Origin of the sequence: Mesorhizobium sp. WSM3626, from assembly GCF_000513935.1 — a bacterium.
In the GTDB taxonomy this organism is placed as follows: domain Bacteria; phylum Pseudomonadota; class Alphaproteobacteria; order Rhizobiales; family Rhizobiaceae; genus Mesorhizobium; species Mesorhizobium salmacidum.
This window is the reverse complement of record NZ_AZUY01000009.1, coordinates 20186-39937: the sequence shown is the minus strand read 5'-3', so window position 1 is coordinate 39937 and position 19752 is coordinate 20186. Positions and strand designations below refer to the sequence as shown.

Annotated in this window: 10 protein-coding genes; 9 read left to right on the top strand and 1 reads right to left on the bottom strand. The window is 63.7% G+C overall.

Annotation, left to right across the window (positions count from 1 at the left end):
- Nucleotides 1-51 precede the first annotated feature (51 nt).
- The 8 genes from hutI (at nucleotide 52) to M653_RS0109295 (ending at nucleotide 17801) form a co-directional block, all read left to right on the top strand.
- Nucleotides 52-1284 carry an imidazolonepropionase gene (gene hutI, locus M653_RS0109330; RefSeq protein ID WP_027143110.1) on the top strand — a complete coding sequence of 411 codons (1233 nt, stop codon included), beginning with the start codon at nucleotides 52-54 and terminating at the stop codon, nucleotides 1282-1284.
- On the top strand, nucleotides 1281-2816 hold the full coding sequence (gene hutH / locus M653_RS0109325; protein WP_027143109.1) for a histidine ammonia-lyase: 1536 nt from the start codon (nucleotides 1281-1283) through the stop codon (nucleotides 2814-2816). Before hutI ends, hutH begins: the two co-directional genes overlap by 4 nt.
- Nucleotides 2813-3628 (top strand): N-formylglutamate deformylase, encoded by an 816-nt coding sequence (gene hutG, locus M653_RS0109320; RefSeq protein WP_027143108.1) that lies wholly within the window; start codon nucleotides 2813-2815, stop codon nucleotides 3626-3628. The genes hutH and hutG overlap by 4 nt, the downstream gene beginning before the upstream one ends.
- A gap of 28 nt (nucleotides 3629-3656) precedes the next feature.
- The gene (gene hutU / locus M653_RS0109315; protein WP_027143107.1) at nucleotides 3657-5327 is read left to right on the top strand and encodes a urocanate hydratase; all 1671 of its coding nucleotides are present in this window, start codon (nucleotides 3657-3659) and stop codon (nucleotides 5325-5327) included.
- An 11-nt stretch (nucleotides 5328-5338) separates the two neighbouring features.
- A complete protein-coding gene (locus M653_RS0109310; RefSeq protein WP_027143106.1) occupies nucleotides 5339-5917 on the top strand; it encodes a HutD family protein in 579 nt (192 codons plus the stop codon).
- Nucleotides 5918-6204: 287 nt separating this feature from the next.
- Nucleotides 6205-14793, top strand: a complete 8589-nt coding sequence (locus M653_RS0109305; protein WP_027143105.1) for a glucoamylase family protein — start codon at nucleotides 6205-6207, stop codon at nucleotides 14791-14793.
- Between the two features lie 371 nt (nucleotides 14794-15164).
- Nucleotides 15165-16937: a glucan ABC transporter ATP-binding protein/ permease gene (locus M653_RS0109300; RefSeq protein ID WP_027143104.1), complete on the top strand. Its 1773-nt coding sequence runs from the start codon at nucleotides 15165-15167 to the stop codon at nucleotides 16935-16937.
- A gap of 102 nt (nucleotides 16938-17039) precedes the next feature.
- Nucleotides 17040-17801, top strand: coding sequence for a heme ABC transporter permease (locus M653_RS0109295; protein WP_027143103.1), 762 nt, complete (start codon nucleotides 17040-17042; stop codon nucleotides 17799-17801).
- Between the two features lie 4 nt (nucleotides 17802-17805).
- On the opposite strand, the gene M653_RS0109290 is transcribed toward M653_RS0109295, so the two are convergent.
- On the bottom strand, nucleotides 17806-18864 hold the full coding sequence (locus M653_RS0109290; protein WP_027143102.1) for a D-TA family PLP-dependent enzyme: 1059 nt from the start codon (nucleotides 18862-18864) through the stop codon (nucleotides 17806-17808).
- A gap of 185 nt (nucleotides 18865-19049) precedes the next feature.
- Here M653_RS0109290 and M653_RS0109285 point away from each other — a divergent pair, with 185 nt between their 5' ends.
- Nucleotides 19050-19736, top strand: coding sequence for a D-lyxose/D-mannose family sugar isomerase (locus M653_RS0109285; RefSeq protein WP_027143101.1), 687 nt, complete (start codon nucleotides 19050-19052; stop codon nucleotides 19734-19736).
- Nucleotides 19737-19752 lie beyond the last annotated feature (16 nt).

Sequence of the window (19752 nt, the reverse complement as noted above, 5' to 3'; positions counted from 1 at the left end):
GCGTTTCAATATGTATATACATAATCGCCACCGATTGAAACGGAAAAGATGATGGCCGTAGAGAGCAAAAACCCGGCAGGCGGGCTTCGCCTGTGGCGCAATGCGCGTCTGGCGACCATGGCTGAAAATTCTGCCGGACTGGGTATCGTCGAGCAAGGCGCGCTCGCCGCGCGCGATGGCCGCATTGTCTATGCGGGTTCGCAATCCGAGATGCCGTCGGCGTTTGCCCAGGGCGAGATCATCGATTGCGAGGGCCGCTGGATCACGCCCGGCCTGATCGACTGCCACACCCATCTTATTCATGCCGGGAACCGCGCCAACGAGTTCGAGATGCGGCTGGCCGGCGCCACGTATGAAGAGGTCGCCAGGGCCGGCGGTGGCATCGTTTCCTCGGTCAAATCCTTGCGTGCGGCCAGCGAGGACGACCTGGTTGCCCAGACGCTGCCGCGCCTCGATGCGCTGATGGCCGAAGGCGTCACCACCGTTGAAATAAAGTCGGGCTATGGTCTCGATCTCGAAAACGAGAGGAAATCGCTGCGCGCCGCGCGGCAACTGGGCAGTGAACGCCCGGTGATGGTTCGCACCACATGTCTCGCAGCCCACGCGCTGCCGCCCGAAGCCAAGGGCGACAAGGACGCTTTCATCGATCTCGTCGCCAAAACGATCCTTCCCGGCGTCGCCGCGGAAGGCTTGGCCGATGCCGTCGACGGGTTCTGTGAAGGTATCGCCTTTTCATCCGAGCAGATGTCTCGCGTGTTCGACAAGGCCAGGGCGCTCGGCTTGCCCGTAAAACTCCACGCCGACCAACTGTCCAACCTGCATGGCGCTGAATTCGCCGCCCGCTATGGTGCATTGTCGGCCGATCATCTCGAATACACCGACGAGGCGGGCGCCATGGCGATGGCTAAGGCGGGGACAGTGGCGACGATCCTGCCCGGCGCCTACTACTTCATCCGCGAGACCAAGAAGCCGCCGATCGCCCTGTTCCGCCAGCTTGGCGTCAAAATGGCGGTGGCCACCGACAACAATCCCGGCACTTCGCCGCTGACCTCGCTGCTTCTGACCATGAACATGGCGGCGACCCTGTTCGGCATGACGGTCGACGAATGCCTTGCCGGCGTCACCCGCGAAGCGGCGCGTGCGCTGGGCCTGCTCGACGAGACCGGCACGCTGCAACCGGGCAAATCCGCCGACCTGGCGATCTGGGACATCGAGCGCCCCGCCGAACTCGTCTACCGCATGGGCTTCAACCCGCTGCATGCCCGCATCTGGAGAGGACAATGACCGAACTGACGCTGAAGCCCGGCAATGCGACGCTGGCCGACTGGCGCGCCATCTACCGTGGCGCCGTGCCGAAACTGGACGGTGCCTGCCGCCCAAAAATCAAGGCAAGCGCCGAAGCTGTCGCGCGCATCGTCGCCAAGGGTGAGCCGGTCTATGGGATCAATACCGGTTTCGGCAAGCTGGCCAGCGTGCGCATCCCCGCCGAGGATCTCGAGACCCTGCAGCGCAACATCGTGCTTTCGCATGCCGCGGGCGTCGGCGAGCCGATGCCTGTTGCCGTTGCCCGGCTGATGATGGCGCTGAAACTTGCGAGCCTGGCGCAGGGTGCCTCCGGTGTGCGCTCGCAAACCATCGAGTTGCTCGAAGCGATGCTGGCCAACGATGTCATCCCGGTGGTGCCGGCGCAAGGTTCGGTCGGCGCCTCCGGCGACCTTGCGCCGCTGTCGCACATGACGGCGGTGATGATCGGTGTCGGCGAATGCTTTACCCCGCATGGCCGCTTCCCGGCGAAGGTCGCGTTCGTCTCGCATGGGCTGGAGCCCGTGACATTGGGCGCCAAGGAAGGCCTTGCGCTGCTCAACGGCACGCAATTTTCGACGGCCTATGCGCTGGCCGCCCTGTTCGAGGCCGAAGTACTCTACCAGTCGGCGCTTGTCGCCGGCGCGCTCTCGACCGACGCGGCAAAGGGTTCCGACGCCCCCTTCGATCCGCGCATCCATATGTTGAGAAAGCATCGCGGCCAGATCGAGACCGCGGATGCCTTGCGCAATCTGATGGCCGGCAGCGCCATCCGCGAGTCGCACCGGCTCGGCGACGAGCGTGTACAGGATCCTTATTGCCTGCGTTGCCAGCCGCAAGTCATGGGCGCGGCGCTCGATGTCCTGCGCAAGGCCGCCGATACGCTCGAAACCGAAGCCAATGGCGTTACCGACAATCCGCTGATCTTCGCCGAGGACGACACGGCGCTCTCCGGCGGCAATTTCCACGCCGAGCCGGTCGCCTTCGCCGCCGACATGGTCGCGCTTGCCGTCTGCGAGATCGGCTCGCTGTCGGAACGCCGCATCGCCATGCTGGTCGATCCCGCGCTGTCAGGCATGCCCGCCTTCCTGACGCCCAAGCCCGGCCTGAACTCCGGCTTCATGATCCCGCAGGTGACGGCGGCAGCACTTGTCTCGGAAAACAAGCAGAAAGCCTATCCGGCCAGCGTCGATTCCATCCCGACCTCGGCCAACCAGGAAGACCATGTCTCGATGGCTGCGCATGGCGCGCGCCGGCTGATCGGCATGATCGAGAATGCGACGGCTGTTATCGGCATTGAATTGCTGGCCGCCGCGCAAGGCTGCGATTTCCATGCACCACTCGCCTCGAGTGCGGCGCTTGAAGCCGTGCGCAAGCTGGTTCGCGCCGAGGTGCCGCATCTCGACAATGACCGGCACTTCCACCCCGACATGGAAAAGGCGATCGCCATGGTACGTAGCGGTGCAGTCGCGAAGGCCGCGAGCGCCGTGGCGCTGCCGGGGATTGCGCAATGACACCTTCTTGGCTGGCAATAAAACGAGGCACGGCACCGCTTCTGGTGTCGATCCCGCACACCGGTGTCGACCTCGCCGGCCTCGAAAACCGGCTTATCTCGCCATGGCTTGGTCGCCGCGATTGCGACTGGTGGATCGACAATCTCTATGATTTCGCCGGCGGTCTCGGCGCTACGGTCGTGCACACCGCGATCTCGCGCACCGTCATCGACGTCAACCGCGATCCATCCGGCGCCTCGCTCTATCCCGGCCAGGCAACCACTGGCCTATGCCCAACCGAAACCTTCGACGGCGATCCGCTCTATCGCGAGGGCGAAGAGCCGGGACCGTCGGAGATCGACGAGCGCCGCGAGAAATTCTTTGCACCCTATCACGCCGCCTTGCAGGCCGAGATCGACAGGTTGCGCACCTTGCATGGCAAGATTGTCCTCTACGACTGCCATTCGATCCGCTCGGTGCTGCCACGCCTCTTCGAAGGCACGCTGCCGGTGTTCAACCTCGGCACGAACGACGGCAGGAGCGCTGATCCGGCGTTGCAGGCGATGGTCAACCAGATCATGGCAGAAACCGGTGAGACCTTTGTCGTCAACGGACGCTTCAAGGGCGGCTGGATCACGCGCCATTTCGGCCAGCCGCATCAGGGCGTGCATGCGCTGCAGATGGAGCTCTCCAACCGCGGCTACATGCGCGAGCCGGACGGGAAGGGCACACCGGACAATTGGCCCGCGCCCTACGATGCCGCGTTCGCCGCGCCCATCCGCGCCACGCTGACGCAGATTCTCCAAACCGCCATTGACTGGGCCGGGCGCTGACGCGCCGCCTCATCCGAAAGGGACAATGATGACCGACCCCCGTCACAACATCCGCGAAGTGCGCAGCCCCCGCGGCGACAAGCTCAATGCCCGGTATTGGACGACTGAAGCGCCGCTGCGCATGCTGATGAACAATCTTGATCCTGATGTCGCCGAGAACCCCAATGAACTGGTCGTCTATGGCGGCATCGGCCGGGCGGCGCGTACCTGGAACGATTTCGATCAGATCGTTGCGTCGCTGAAGACGCTTGGCGAGGACGAGACGCTGCTGGTGCAGTCCGGCAAGCCGGCCGGCGTGTTCCGTACCCACCCCGATGCGCCGCGTGTGCTGATCGCCAACTCCAACCTGGTGCCGCACTGGGCGACCTGGGAGAAATTCAACGAGCTCGATAAGAAGGGCCTGATGATGTACGGCCAGATGACGGCCGGCTCCTGGATCTACATCGGCACGCAAGGCATCGTGCAGGGCACCTACGAGACCTTCGTCGAAGCCGGCCGCCAGCATTATGGCGGCAATCTCAAGGGAAAATGGATCCTGACCGGCGGCCTGGGCGGCATGGGCGGCGCCCAGCCATTGGCCGCCGTCATGGCCGGCGCCTGCTGCCTGGCGATCGAATGCAATCCGGATTCGATCGATTTCCGCTTGCGCACCCGCTATGTCGACGAGAAGGCCGAGACGCTCGACGAGGCCATGGAAATGATCGAGCGCTGGACCAAGGCCGGCGAGGCGAAGTCCGTCGGCCTGCTCGGCAACGCCGCCGAGATCGTGCCCGAGATGTTCAAGCGCGGCATTCGCCCCGATATGGTCACCGACCAGACCTCGGCGCACGACCCCATCAATGGTTATCTGCCGAAGGGCTGGACGATGGCCGAGTGGCGCGAAAAGCGCGTCAGCGACCCCCGGGCGGTCGAGAATGCGGCGCGCGCCTCCATGCGCGAGCATGTCGAGGCGATGGTCGCGTTCTGGAACGCCGGCGTGCCGACACTCGACTATGGCAACAACATCCGCCAGGTCGCCAAGGACGAAGGGTTTGAAAACGCCTTTGCGTTCCCCGGCTTCGTGCCGGCCTACATCCGTCCGCTCTTCTGCCGCGGCATCGGCCCGTTCCGCTGGGCAGCACTCTCCGGCGATCCGGAGGATATCTACAAGACCGACGCCAAGGTGCGTGAACTCACCCCCGGCAACACCCATCTGCACAATTGGCTGGACATGGCCCGCGAGCGGATTTCCTTCCAGGGGTTGCCGGCGCGCATCTGCTGGGTTGGTCTTGGCGATCGCCACCGATTGGGCCTCGCCTTCAACGAAATGGTGGCCAAGGGCGAACTCAAGGCGCCGGTCGTCATCGGTCGCGATCACCTCGATTCGGGTTCGGTCGCTTCGCCGAACCGCGAGACGGAAGCGATGAAGGATGGTTCCGACGCCGTCTCCGACTGGCCGCTGCTCAATGCGCTGCTCAACACGGCTTCGGGCGCGACCTGGGTATCGCTGCACCATGGCGGCGGCGTCGGCATGGGCTTCTCCCAGCATGCCGGCATGGTCATCGTTGCCGACGGCACGCCGGACGCTGCAAGGCGGCTGGAGCGCGTTCTGTGGAACGACCCGGCGACCGGCGTCATGCGCCATGCCGACGCCGGCTATGACATCGCGATCGAATGCGCCAAGGAGCACCAGCTCAATCTGCCGGGCATTCTCGGATAGCGGCTGACGTGATGCGTGTCTTTCGTGCCACCGATTACCGCGTCATGCCGTGGAAGAACGGCGGCGGTACGACGACCGAGATCGCCGTCTCGCCCGATGGTGCCGGGCTCGACGATTTCGACTGGCGCGTCTCGATGGCCCGGGTCGAACGCAGCGGGCCGTTCTCCAATTTTGCCGGCATCGACCGCACGCTGTCGGTGCTGAAAGGTGAGGGGATCGTGCTTGATGTCGCGGGCCGTCCGCCGCAGCGGGTGACAGCGGCTTCCCAGCCATTTTCCTTTCCAGCCGACCAGCCGACGAGTGCCGCGCTGATCGCCGGCCCGATCACCGATCTCAACGTCATGACCCGCCGCGGCCGCATATTGCATTCGGTCGAGCGTCTGGCGATTTCGACGCCTGCGGAAATCCCAGCCGAGGCCGGTCCCACCCTTATCCTTTGTCACAGAGGCCATGCCATTTTCCCCGGCGCCGCGCCTATTCGTGTCGGACCGCTCGACACCCTGCTGCTCGGGCCGGACGCCTCTGTCTTGCGGGTTCAGCCCGCACCGGATGCGACCCTTTTCGTGATCCGGATAATCGCTGCCGCCTGACGCGCTTCGCCCCAACGGTTACCGCCTGTTTCCAAACATGATCGCGACGCTGGCGAAATATAGCGTAAGCTGGCACTGGCATCACGAAAAAGCCCGAATCCTCTCCGTCGATCGATCCCGACGGGAGCGAGAGGCGCTCGTCTTTGGATTGGTCGAAAGATGACGCTCCGTCGTGGTGCGGAAATAAACTTTCGGCTTAGGGTTGATGCAACCGATTGCATTCGAACCGGTTTTAGGGCCATTGCCGTGGCGGTGACGCCGCTGAGTGCCCGCTTACGGAATTTTCAATGAATATTCAGACGAACCTAGCCCAGATCGAGAAGACAAGCGCGAGCTTCCCAGTCATCACGGAAGAGCCGATAAGATCCACATTCCTGCCGGAGGAACGGCTCCGGCTGCTCGGCGAAAGCCTGGCCAAGGGCGATCTGACGGATCTGTTCGGTCTGATACCGTTCGACTTTCAAGCCCGTATCCGTGACAGCGCCAAGAAGATCCTCGAAGTCTACCGGTCTACCAATGCCGCGCAGGTGAGGGGCGAAACCATCACGCCGGCCGCGCAGTGGCTGCTCGACAACAACTATCTGATCGAGGAAACCATTTTCCAGGTCAAACGCGACCTGCCGCGCCGCTTTTACCGGCAATTGCCGACCCTGAAACTGCCCGATGGCGGCACCGTGCCGCGCGCATTGGCGCTGGCCTGGACTTATGTCGCGCATTCCGACAGTTCCGTCTCGGCGACCATGTTCAAGTCTATCGTCCAGGGTTTTCAGTCGGTCGAACCGCTGAAGATTGGTGAACTCTGGGCACTGCCGTCCCTTCTGCGTTTCGTGCTGATCGAGAACCTCCGTCGCCTGGCGGTCAGGGTCAACCGCACCCGCCAGATGCGCCAGATCGCCAATGACGTGGCCGACAAGGTGCTGGCGACCGACGACAATCCGGATCGGCAGGCGATCCTCGCCAATTTCAGCGCGCATGCGCAGGACACCACCTTTGCTACTCAGCTTCTCTATCGCCTGCGTGACGGATCGCAGAACGCCGGCAAGGCGCTGGAGTGGCTGGAAGGCGAACTCGAGAAGACCGGCTCGGATGCCGAGGAAATCATCATTTCCGAGCACCAGACGCTGTCCAGCGGCAATGTGACCACCGGCAACATCGTCCGCGGCCTGCGCCTTATCAACGACGTCGACTGGACGGTGTGGTTCGAAGGCGTCAGCCGCATCGATACCGTGCTGCGCGAGCGCACCGATTTTGCCGCGCTCGACTTCTTCTCGCGCGATCAATACCGCACCGCGATCGAGGAACTGGCTCGCCGCTCGAACCTTTCGGAGTACCGTGTCGCCGAAAAAGCCATTGAACTGGCCGGCCACGCCGTCGGTGAAACCGTCCCGGAGAGCGGAGGGGGAGTGGACGCCCAGATTGCATTCGCTCATACCGATGTCGGTTTTTACGTCGTTGGCCCGCGCCGGCTGGAACTGGAAAAAGCGATCGGTTACCGGCCCACGATCAGCCAGACGGTCAAGCGGACCTTCGCCAAGACCGGCTGGCTGGGCATCGTCCTGCCCGTCTTCGCGCTGACCGTCCTGCTGCTTGTCCTGTCCGGCAACGCCCTTTCCAATCTCGGCCTGTCGGTGCCGTCGATCGTGCTGATGCTGGCTCTGTTTGCCGTGCCGGCCAGCGAAGGCGCGCTCGCTTTCTTCAACACCGTGGTCTCGCTGTTCCTTAAGCCGACACGCCTTATCGGTTACGACTACAGGCACGGTGTGCCGCCCGAGGCGCGCACCCTGGTGGTCGTGCCGTCGCTGATCGGCTCGCGTGACGATGTCGAGGAAAACATCCGCAACATCGAAGTGCATTACCTTGCCAATCTGGCGGACGAGATCCATTTCGCGCTGCTTTCGGATTGGCCCGACAGCAAGATCGAGATCGATGCGGCGGATACCGAGATCCTCGACTTCGCCCGCGCCGAAATCGCCCGTCTCAACGCGCGCTATCCCTCCGACGGCGCGCCGCGCTTCTATATCCTGCACCGCCGCCGGCTCTACAATGCCGGTCAAGGGTGCTGGATGGGCTGGGAACGCAAGCGCGGCAAGCTGCACGAACTCGACCTCTTGCTGCGCGGCGACAGCGATACCACCTTCCTGCCGCTCGAAGTCCCGCTGCCGGAAAAGGTCGTCCATGTGATGACGCTCGACGCCGATACCCGCACCACCCGCGATGCGGTATCGAGCCTGGTCGGCAAGCTTTGCCATCCGCTCAACCGTCCGCACTTCGACGCCACGAGGCGCGTCGTGACCGCCGGTTACACCATACTGCAGCCGCGCATCACCGCTTCACTCACCAGCGGCGACGAAGCCTCGTTCTTCCAGCGCGTCTTCTCGGCCAATCGCGGCCTTGATCCCTATGTCTTCGCTGTTTCGGACCTCTATCAGGACGTCTTCAGCGACGGATCCTTCACCGGCAAGGGCCTCTATCATGTCGATGCCTTCGAGGCCGCCTTGCAGGGCCGCATCGAGGAAAACACCATCCTCAGCCACGATCTGCTCGAAGGTGCCCTGGCGCGCGCCGCACTGGTCACCGACGTCGAACTGGTCGAGGATTACCCGACCCGCTACTCGGTCGATGCCTCGCGCCACCATCGCTGGGCGCGCGGCGACTGGCAGCTTTTGGGCTACATCTTTAATCCTCGTTCCGGCGTTCCGGCCTTGTCGCGCTGGAAGATGGTCGACAATCTGCGCCGCTCGCTGACGCCGATCTTTTGGGTGATGGCGGCGATCGCCGGCTGGACCTTGCTGCCGTTCACGCAGGCCGCGCAGTGGCAGGCCTTGCTGATCCTCAGCCTGTTCATGGCGCCGACCTTCGACGTGGTCAACGCCATTCTGCCCAAGAGCGGCGACCAGACGCCGCGCGGCCATTTCTCGGCGCTGGCGCGCGACGTCGCCTTCGGCACCGCCATGGTGGCGCTGAAGATCGTGCTGATGGCACATAACGCCTGGATGATGGGCGATGCCATTGTGCGCACGCTCTACCGGCTGTTCGTCAGCCGGCAGAACCTCCTGGAATGGCGCACCGCCTCGCAGGCGCACAAGGCGGGCGACAACGATGTCGGCTCCTATTACGGCATGATGTATGGCGCCGTGATCATCGGCTTTGTCGGCCTCGCCATTCCGGTGCTCGCCGACTCCACCGGTGCCTTCGTCGCCTTCTTCTTTGCCTTGTTCTGGATCGGTTCGCCGGCGATCGCCAGCTGGATCAGCCGCTCCGCCGAAACCGAGGACCGGCTGCGCATATCGCAAGCCGACATCCATACGCTGCGCACCGTGGCGCGGCGCACCTGGCACTATTTCGAAACCTTCGTCACGGCAGAACATCACAATCTGCCGCCGGATAATTTCCAGGAGAGCCCGGCGCCCGTCGTGGCGCCGCGCACCTCGCCGACCAATATCGGCGTCTACCTGCTCTCGGTCGTTTCGGCGCGCGATTTCGGCTGGATCAGCCTTTCCGATGCCATCACCCGCATCGATGCAACCATGACGACCATCGAGAGCATGCCGCGCAGCCGCGGCCATCTCTTCAACTGGTACGACACCACGACGCTCAAGCCGCTCTATCCGCTCTATATCTCGGCTGTCGACAGCGGCAATCTCGCCGGTCACCTGGTGGCGGTGGCGGCGGCCTGCGCCGAATGGGCGGAAGCGCCTTCCGTCCACCTGCAGGGCGATTTCGAAGGCATTCTCGACACGGTGACCATCCTGAGCGAAAGCCTCGATGAACTGCCCGACGACCGCCGTCAGTTGCGCCCGTTGCGCCAACGGCTTGTCGATCGCCTCGACGGCATGCGGCGCGCCGTCGACACGATCAAGGCCCAGCCGGAAATGGCGTCGATCCGCACCATCAACCTGGCGGTGCTGGCCGGCGAAATCCGCAAGCTCGCCACCGCCATTCACACCGAGGCCGCATCACCGCAGAGTGACGTCATCGTCGACTGGGCGGCAAGGCTCGAAGCCACCTGCGAGGCGCACGTCCACGACGCCCACAGCGACGAAAACGCTGTCGAGGCTCTGCGTGCCAAGCTGCTCACCTTGCGCGAGCGCACCCGTCGTTTCGCCTTCGAGATGGAATTCGCCTTCCTGATGCGGCCGGAGCGCAAGCTTTTGTCGATCGGCTACCGGGTCGAGGAACATCAGCTCGACGAAAGCTGCTACGATCTTCTGGCTTCCGAGGCGCGGCTGACCAGCCTGTTTGCCATCGCCAAGGGCGATCTGCCAACCGAACACTGGTTCAGGCTCGGCCGCCCCATCGTCGAGATCGGCTTCCAGGGCGCGCTGATGTCGTGGTCCGGCTCGATGTTCGAGTACCTGATGCCGCCGCTGGTGATGAAGGAGCCGCAAGGCTCCATCCTCAACCAGACCAGCAAGCTGATCATCAAGCGCCAGATGCAGTACGGTCGCCAGAAGAACGTGCCGTGGGGCATCTCGGAAGCGGCCTACAACGCCCGCGACCGCGAATTGACCTATCAGTACACCAATTTCGGCGTGCCGGGGCTTGGGCTCAAGCGCGGCCTTGGCCAGAATACGGTAATCGCGCCTTACGCGACTATCATGGCGGCGCAGTTCAACCCGCGCGAAGCGGTGCAGAATCTGGCCCGGCTGCGCGAGATCGGCGCGCTTGGCCGTCATGGCTATTATGATGCGGTCGACTTCACGCCGCAGCGCGTGCCGGAAGGCACCAACCAAGCGGTCGTGCTGAACTACTATGCCCACCATTCGGGCATGTCGATCGCCGCCGTCGCCGACGCCATCTTCGAAGGTCGCCTGCGCGATCGCTTCCACAGCGATCCGGTCATTGAATCGGCCGAACTGCTGCTGCAGGAGAGGGCGCCGCGCGATATTCCGACCGCCACCGTCCGCACCGAGGCCGACGAGCGCTCCAAGGACGAGACCGAAACCGAGAGCCCCGATACCCGCATCGTGCTCGATCCCGTGCGGGCGCTGCGTTCGACCAATGTGATGTCGAACGGCCGCTATTCGGTGATGGTGACCGCGACCGGCTCCGGCTACAGCCGCTGGGGCGATCTTTCCGTCACCCGCTGGCAGCCCGACCCCGTCGAGGACCGGCTTGGCTCCTACATCTTCCTGCGCGACGCCGCCACCGGCGACTGGTGGTCGGCGACATCGGAGCCCAGACGCGCCGTCGAGGAAAAGACGCAAACCTTGTTTTCCGACGACAAGGCGAGCTTTGTCAAAACCGCCGGCACGCTGCGCTCCGAGGTGGAATGCATCGTCGTTTCCGAGGGCAATGGCGAGGGCCGCCGGATCACGCTCTACAATGAGAGCACGTCAGACCGTCACATCGAAGTGACGTCCTTTGCCGAGCTGGTGCTGGGCTCGGAGGCTTCCGACAACGCGCATCCTGCTTTCTCGAAGATGTTCGTGGAAACCGAGATCGCCGCCAACAATGGCGCGATCTTCGCCACGCGCCGCAAGCGCGAAACCAGCGAGCCCGATGTCACCCTGGTGCATTTCGTCACCGATCCGTCGGGACCGGCGCGTGATGCCGAAGCCGAGACCGACAGGCGCGCCTTCATCGGCCGTGGCCGCACCATCGTCGATGCCGCCGCTTTCGATCCAGGCGCCAGGCTGGGCGGCCATTCCGGCTTCACGCTCGATCCCGTCGCCTCGCTGCGCCGGCAGGTGCGCGTGCCCGCCAACAAGAAGGTATCGCTGACCTTCTGGACAGTCGTCGGGGCCAACCGCGCCGAACTGGAAGAGGCCATAAGCCGGCTCGACCATCAGGAGAGCTTTGCTCGCCAGGCCATGCTTGCCTGGACGCGCAGCCAGGTGCAGACCCGCCATATGGGCCTCAGCCTGACCGATGCGGCCAATGTGCAGAAACTGGCGCGCTATCTGATCTATCCCGACCCGTTCCTGCGGCTGCCGGCCGAGTCCGTTGCTTCCGGATTGGGCAAGCAGTCGAGCCTGTGGCCGACAAGCATTTCGGGCGATTACCCGATCTTCCTGGTCAGGATCGGCGACGTTGCCGATCTGGAGATCGTTGCCCAGGCATTGCGCTTCCAGGAATATATGCGCACCCGCGGCATGATGATCGACTTCGTCGTCGTCAACGAGCAGGCTTCCTCCTATGTCCAGGATCTGCAGCGCGCGGTCGAAACGCTTTGCGAAAACAGCCGCTTGCGTGGCAAGGAACTCGGACCCCGCCAGCACATTTTCGCGGTGCGCCGCGACCTGATGGAGGAAACCACCTATAAGACGCTGCTCGCCGTCGCCCGGGTTGTGCTGCATACGCGCAATGGCACCATTTTCGACCAGATCGAACGGGCCGAGGCGGCCGCACTGCAGGCGCGCGATGGCCTGCAGCCGGCAGGGTTGCCAAGCCCGCGCGAAATTCCGGCGCCCGCACCGCAGATGCATGCATTTGCCTCGCAGGCGGGGGCCGATGTCAGTGCCGATGGCTCCGGCCTTAGCCAGTGGAACGGTTTTGGCGGCTTCGACGGCGACGGGCGGCACTATGTGGTGCGCCTGACTGGCGGGCGTACCACGCCGCAACCCTGGATCAACGTCGTCTCCAACGCCTCGTTCGGCTTCCACACCTCGGCCGAAGGTGCTGCCTTCACCTGGAGCCGCAACAGCCGCGACTACCAGTTGACGCCATGGTCGAACGACCCGGTTTCCAACCGGCCGGGCGAGGGGGTCTATATCTATGATCAAGCCAGCGGCAAGGCATTCTCGCCGATCGCCGCGGTGGTGCGCGATCCCTCGATGACCTACGAAGCCTGGCATGGCCAGGGCTTCTCGACCTTCCGCTCGAAGCGCGGACCGTTGTCGATGGACCTGACCCATGTCGTCGATCCCATCGATCCGGTGAAGATCACGCGGCTGCGCATCCAGAATTCCGGCCCGGTACCGGCCCGGCTGCGCGTTTACGCCTATGCCGAATGGGTGCTTGGCGGGCATCGGTCGCGCACCGCGGCAACTATAGTGCCGTCCCGCGACGGTGCCACCGGCGCGCTGCTGGCGCAAAATCCCTACGGGCTCGATTTCAGCGAGCGGGTGGCCTTCCTCGCCGCCGACACCGGCGTCCACTCGGTGACATCAGACCGGGCCGAGTTCCTCGGCCGGCACGGGTCCAGCGAGTTGCCGCAGGCGGTGCTGAGCGGCGCGGCTCTCTCAGGCCGCGTCGAGGCCGGAGATGATCCTTGCGCGGCGATCGCCCGCGACATCGAGATTCAGGCTGGCGGCGACGTCACGCTCATCTGGCTGCTTGGCGATGCCGAGTCTTCGGCGCAGGCGAGCGCGCTGGTGCAGAAGCACCGGGGCAAGGATTTCGACCAGCGCCTGGCCGACAATGAGCGCGAATGGCGCGCCTTCCTCGACACCATCCAGGTCGAGACGCCCGACAAGGCGCTCGATGCCATGGTCAATCACTGGCTGCCTTATCAGAGCCTTGCCTGCCGCATCCGCGCCCGCTCGGCTTTCTATCAGGCAAGCGGCGCCTTCGGCTTCCGCGACCAGTTGCAGGACACACTCGCCTTGCTGGCGCATGATCCCACGCTGGCGCGCGACCAGATCCTCAATGCCGCGCGGCGGCAGTTCCCGGAAGGCGACGTGCAGCATTGGTGGTTGCCGCGCACCGGCGCCGGCGTGCGTACCCTGATCTCCGACGACGTGGTGTGGCTCGCCCACGCCACGGCCCGCTATCTCTTGGTGACCGGCGACGCCACCATCCTGAAGGAGCAACTGCCTTTCCTCGACGGACAGGTGCTGGGCGAAGGCGAGCACGACGCCTTTTTCACCCCGGAAATCTCGAAGAAGACGGTGTCGCTGTACGACCACTGCGCGCGTGCGCTCGACCTCGCCATCAAGCGCAGCAGTCCAGCCGGCCTGCCGTTGATTCTCGGCGGCGACTGGAACGACGGCATGAACCGCGTCGGCGAGCACGGCAAGGGTGAGAGCGTGTGGCTGGGCTGGTTCCTGCTGAAGACGCTGGGCGACTTCGCCGCGGTCGCCAGGACCGAGGGCGACACCAAGCGCGCACAGGCCTGGACAAAGCATGCCGACGCGCTGAAGCGAGCGCTCGAAAGCACGGCATGGGATGGCGAATGGTACCGGCGCGGCAGTTTCGATGACGGCACGCCTTTGGGGTCGCGTACATCGCAAGAGTGCAAGATCGACTCCATCGCCCAGTCCTGGAGCGTGCTTTCGGGCGAGGGCGACCCGGCGCGGTCGACCACGGCTATGCAGCAGGCGACGAAGCTGCTCGTCGACGATCATCTCAAGATCGTCAAACTGTTCACTCCACCCTTCTCGAAGACGCAGAAGGATCCCGGCTACATCAAGAGCTATCCGCCTGGCGTGCGCGAGAATGGCGGCCAGTACACCCATGCCGCCACCTGGTTCGTCATTGCGCTCGCCCAGATGGGGCAGACCGATGAAGCCTATCGCTGCTTCTCGATGCTGAACCCGGTCAACCACGCGTTCGACGAGGCGTCGACCGAGCACTACCGCGTCGAACCCTATGTAGTGGCGGCCGATATCTATGCCGGGGACGACAAGGGTGGGCGCGGCGGCTGGACTTGGTACACCGGCTCGGCGGGCTGGCTCTACCGGGCGGCGGTCGAAGGCATCCTGGGCATCGAACGGCGCGGCAAGCAGATCACATTCCGGCCGAAGCTGCCCAGCCACTGGGATGGCTACCAGGCTTCGCTCAAGATGCTGGGCGCCGACATCAAGGTCCAGGTCGTTCGCGACAAAAAGGCCAAGACGATCTCGCTCGAAGTCAACGGATCGAAGACAAAAGCGGCGTCCTTTGAACCCAAAGCCGGCGGCCAGACCGAGGTCGTGGTCAAGATACCAGCGTAAAATCAGCAGGTTATGTCAGAAGCGCGCGCGTCCTCCGGACGCGCGCCGCCGCGTCCTGTTTACTTGCGCGCGATCTGTGGGGCGTCCGCCAAAGACGCGTGAAACCGACCGTGCAAGCTCGCGGTGATTAAAAATGTGGCAGCGCTCCGCTACTGCCACGATTTTGCCGCAAGGCTGACATTTCACCTTTTATCTCAAACCGTTAGGTGATCACGTCAGATTTCGTATCGTCGTCATCTTTTGTTCGCTAAACGGGAACGGAAGCGATAGACGGGCATTGTTTTGCGACGCATCAACCGTTAGGTGTTACGAAATGGTGCAGTGCACAATATTGGTATTGGGCACAATAGAAAGTTGGCGGAGTAGCTAAAGTGTCACTTCTGCAGATCTATTGGAGAGCGCTGGGATATCTGGCTGCCGACAAGAAGCGCGTCGCGCTGATCTGTGCGGCCAACGTCGCGCTTGCAGCCATCGCGATCCTTGAGCCGATCCTTTTAGGCCGGGTGATCGGCGCTATTTCCGAAAAAGGTCCGGTGTTTTCGACGCTCGCGGTCTGGGCAGCTCTCGGTCTCTTCAATGTCATGGCCTTCGTGCTGGTGGCGCGTGGCGCCGATCGCTTCGCCCATGCCCGTCGTTCGGAAGTGTTGTGCCAGTCCTTCGAGCGCGTAATCACCATGCCGCTCGCCTGGCATCACCAGCGCGGCACTTCCAATTCGCTGCACACGCTGCTGCGCGCCGTTGAAACCCTTTTCAGCTTGTGGCTCGAATTCATGCGCGTGCATCTTTCGACGGCCATCGCGCTGGTGCTGCTGGTCCCGACCGCGCTTGCGATGGACGTCCGCATGTCCATTGTGCTGCTTGGCCTTGGCGTCCTTTACGTGGGCATCGGCCGTATCGTCATGCGCCGCACCAAGGCAGGGCAGACCGCCGTCGAGCGTCACTATCATACCGTGTTTGCCCATGTGACCGACAGCGTCAGCAATGTCGCCGTGCTGCAGAGCTACAACCGCATCGGCCATGAGACCGCGGCGTTGAAGCGTTACGTCAAGGGCCTGCTCGACGCGCAGAATCCTGTGCTCGACTGGTGGGCGATTGCCAATGCGCTGAACCGCCTGTCCTCGACCATTTCGATGATGATCGTGCTGTCAATCGGCGCGTATCTCGTCACCCGTGGCCAGCTCCGCGTCGGCGATGTCGTGGCCTTCACCGGCTTTGCCGGGATGCTGATCGCCCGTCTCGACCAGATGTCGGCCTTCACCACTCAGATTTCGGAAGCCCGCGCCAAGCTTGAGGATTTCTATAAGCTCGAGGACTCGGCCGCCGATACCGCCGAGCCGGATGGCCTGCGCGACCTTGCCAACGTCACCGGCCATGTCCGTTTCGAGGATGTCAGCTTCGAGTTCGCCAATTCGGGCCAGGGCGTCAGCGATGTGTCCTTCGAGGTCCAGGCAGGCCAGACCGTCGCCATTGTCGGGCCGACGGGTGCGGGCAAGACCACGCTCATCAATTTGCTGCAGCGCGTCTTCTCGCCGTCCAGCGGCCGTATCCTGATCGACGGCATCGATACCCGCACGGTGACCCGCAAGTCGCTGCGCCATTCGATCGCCACCGTGTTCCAGGATGCCGGGCTTCTCAACCGCTCGATCGAGGACAACATCCGGGTCGGCCGTGCCGACGCGACCAACGAAGAAATCCATGCCGCCGCCTCCGCGGCCGCGGCGCAGGATTTCATCCTGGCCAAGAGCAACGGCTACGACACGGTGGTCGGCGAACGTGGCGGCCAGTTGTCTGGCGGCGAGCGCCAGCGGATCGCCATCGCCCGTGCCGTGCTGAAGGATGCTCCGATCCTGGTGCTCGACGAGGCGACCAGCGCACTCGACGTCGAGACCGAGGATCGCGTCAAGGAAGCGATCGACGAATTGCGTCGCGACCGCACCACCTTCATCATCGCCCACCGCCTGACCACCGTCCGCGACGCCGATCTGGTCGTGTTCATGGACAAGGGCAAGGTGGTCGAGATGGGTGGCTTCGCCGAACTGTCGCTGCGCAACGGCCGCTTCGCCAGCCTGCTGCGCGCCGGCGGCCTGCTCAATGACGAGGAAGTCCGCCGCCTCAGCCGCTCCGTACAGGGTGAGGCCGCCTGAGCCGGTTCTTCCTTCCCCCACAAGAGGGAAGGAAGACGCTTCTACGCCTGCGACACCACCGCTCGATTGCCCCAAACGCATCGGCGGTCTATGTAAAGTCGCATGAGTGACACCACCTCACGCCTGGGCGGCTGGGCCGATCTTGCCAATCCGACGCGGTTCGTCGGGATGGCCGACAAGCTTGTACCGTGGTTGGCGGCGCTCGCCGCGCTCGTCCTCGCCGTCGGCCTCTATATGAGCTTCACCGCGCCCGAGGATTTCCAGCAAGGCATCACCGTTCGCATCATGTACATCCATGTGCCTTTCGCCTGGCTCGCCATGATGTGCTACACGCTGATGGCGCTGTCTGCCCTCGGCACGCTGGTCTGGCGCCATCCGCTAGCCGATGTCGCGCTCAAATCAGCGGCCCCCATCGGTGCCGTCTTCACCGCGCTGGCGCTGATCACGGGCTCGATCTGGGGCAAGCCGATGTGGGGCACCTGGTGGGTCTGGGACGCAAGGCTGACCTCGGTCTTCGTGCTGTTCCTGATGTATCTCGGCATCATCGCGCTGACCCGTGCGCTGGATGATGCCAGCCGTGCCGCCTGGGCCGCCGCCATCATCACGCTGGTCGGCTTCATCAACATCCCGATCATCAAATTCTCGGTCGACTGGTGGAACACGCTGCACCAGCCGGCTTCCGTGTTCAGGCTCGGCGGTCCGACCATCGATCCCAGCCTGCTCTGGCCGCTGCTGGTGATGGCCGTCGGCTTCACCGCGCTCTTCTTCACGCTGCATCTGATGGCCATGCGCACCGAAATCCGGCGCCGCCGCGTCATTGCCATGCGGCGGGTGGCGGCGCGGCAGGCGGAGCGTCCGGCCTAGAAATTCACCCCATCAATCCGCGTGCCGCCACCGGCAGCGTTTCCAGCACCTTCTCACCGTCGATCAGATTGACCTCGTTGAACAGGTTGGTGACGACGCAGCAATGGTCCGGCACCACCCGCACGCGTTCGCCAATGCGCAGCTTGCCATCGCCCGACAGCGTGACCGTACCGTGCTCCTCGCTCAGGCCCGTCACCAGCGCTCCCGGCACGCCCATCAACTCTCCGAAATCCTTTAGCCCCAGCGTGTCGCTGGACAAGGCCTTGCTGCCGGCATCGAGAATGGCGCGCGTCGCTGTCGGATGGCTGACCACGGTTGCGAGCACCGTCAGCGCGCAATCGTTTATTGTGCCGACGCCTTTGGCGACCTGGTAACGGTCGAGATAGACATAGGTGCCGGGCCGGTATTCGGTAATGACGGAGGCATCGGCGGAACGCCACATGTCAGGCGTGCCGCCGCTGGAGATGCGTTCGCAAGCGAGACCCGAGGCGGCCAGCGCCTGTTTGGCGTCGGCAAGCCAGGCTTCGGCCTCCACGGCCCGGCCGGCGGCCGGATAGGTCATCAGTCCGCCGAAGGCAAGGCCGCCGGCCTTGTCCATCACCCTCGCCAGCGCAACCGCTTCATTGGCAGTCTGCACGCCGCAGCGTCCCATGCCGGTGTCGCATTCGACCAATACCGAGAGCGGGTGCCCGGCATCGATGAAGGTGGCGGCGAGCCCTTCCAGCGTCTGCGCGCTGTCAGCCGTCACCGACAGCTTCACGCGGCCATGCAGCGCCTTCAGCCGTTCGAGCTTGGCGCGCCCAAGGATGTTGTAGGGGAGAAAGATATCCGTCAGCCCGGCATCGGCCATCACCTCGGCCTCGCCGATCTTCTGGCAAGTGATGCCGACGGCGCCAGCCGCCATTTGCTTCTTCGCCCAATAAGGCAGCTTGTGCGTCTTGATGTGCGGCCTGAGTTTCAGTCCGTTCTTGTCGGCATGGGCTTGCGCTCTGGCGATGTTGGCTTCGGCGCGTGCGGCGTCGATGAGGATCGACGGCGTATCGAGATCATGGATCGTCGGCATCGGCTATCTCTGTGAAAATTCGCAGGGTTTATGAGCCTGAAAGCAAGCGATGTCACGCGGCCAGCGGGCCGGATCAGTGGGCCATGGTCGGGAACGCGCAAGGCTCGAATAGCAGAATGGATCGACACCGCACCGGCGTTCGGCTATGCGATCTATCGGAAAAACCGACACCAGGGGTCATGATCATGAAACGCTCCGCAATCAACGATATCATCCGCGAAGCCGACGCTTTCATCCGCTCGTTCGGCTACATCATGCCGCCCTTCGCCTACTGGTCGCCGGAAGAGATGAAGGCGCGCCAGGTCGATTCCTCGGCCATCTTCACCTCACGGCTCGGCTGGGACATCACCGACTACGGCCAGGGTAAGTTCGACGAACTCGGCCTGTTCCTGTTCACCGTTCGCAACGGTCGCTACGAGGACATGAAGAAGGGCATGGGCATGCTCTATGCCGAGAAGATCATGATCTCGCGCAAGGAGCAGATGTCGCCGATGCACCGCCACAACATCAAGGCCGAGGACATCATCAACCGCGGCGGCGGCAAGCTGGTGCTTGAACTGTTCATGCATGATCGCGATGGCGGTATCGACCCCAAGGCCGAGGTGTCGGTGCCGGTCGACGGAACCATTCACAGGCTGCCGGCGGGCGGGCTGTTGAAGCTCGATCCGGGCCAGAGCGTCACGCTTTTGCCCGGCGTCTGGCACGCCTTCTGGGCCGAAGGCAAGGATGTCCTGATCGGCGAGGTATCGACCGTCAATGACGATCGCACCGACAATGTCTTCCGCGAGCCGATCGGCCGTTTCGCCGATATCGAGGAAGACACGCAGCCACTGCACTTGCTGGTGGCCGACTATGACAAATGGCTGGGCTGAAGGCATCCGCCCTTAG

Excerpts from the sequence above, each read along its gene's own strand:
- M653_RS0109310 (WP_027143106.1), top strand. The coding sequence starts at position 5,339 with ATGCGTGTCTTTCGTGCCACCGATTACCGCGTCATGCCGTGGAAGAAC.
- M653_RS0109290 (WP_027143102.1), bottom strand. The coding sequence starts at position 18,864 with ATGCCGACGATCCATGATCTCGATACGCCGTCGATCCTCATCGACGCC.
- M653_RS0109285 (WP_027143101.1), top strand. The coding sequence starts at position 19,050 with ATGAAACGCTCCGCAATCAACGATATCATCCGCGAAGCCGACGCTTTC.
- hutG (WP_027143108.1), top strand. The coding sequence starts at position 2,813 with ATGACACCTTCTTGGCTGGCAATAAAACGAGGCACGGCACCGCTTCTG.
- M653_RS0109295 (WP_027143103.1), top strand. The coding sequence starts at position 17,040 with ATGAGTGACACCACCTCACGCCTGGGCGGCTGGGCCGATCTTGCCAAT.
- hutU (WP_027143107.1), top strand. The coding sequence starts at position 3,657 with ATGACCGACCCCCGTCACAACATCCGCGAAGTGCGCAGCCCCCGCGGC.
- M653_RS0109305 (WP_027143105.1), top strand. The coding sequence starts at position 6,205 with ATGAATATTCAGACGAACCTAGCCCAGATCGAGAAGACAAGCGCGAGC.
- hutH (WP_027143109.1), top strand. The coding sequence starts at position 1,281 with ATGACCGAACTGACGCTGAAGCCCGGCAATGCGACGCTGGCCGACTGG.
- hutI (WP_027143110.1), top strand. The coding sequence starts at position 52 with ATGGCCGTAGAGAGCAAAAACCCGGCAGGCGGGCTTCGCCTGTGGCGC.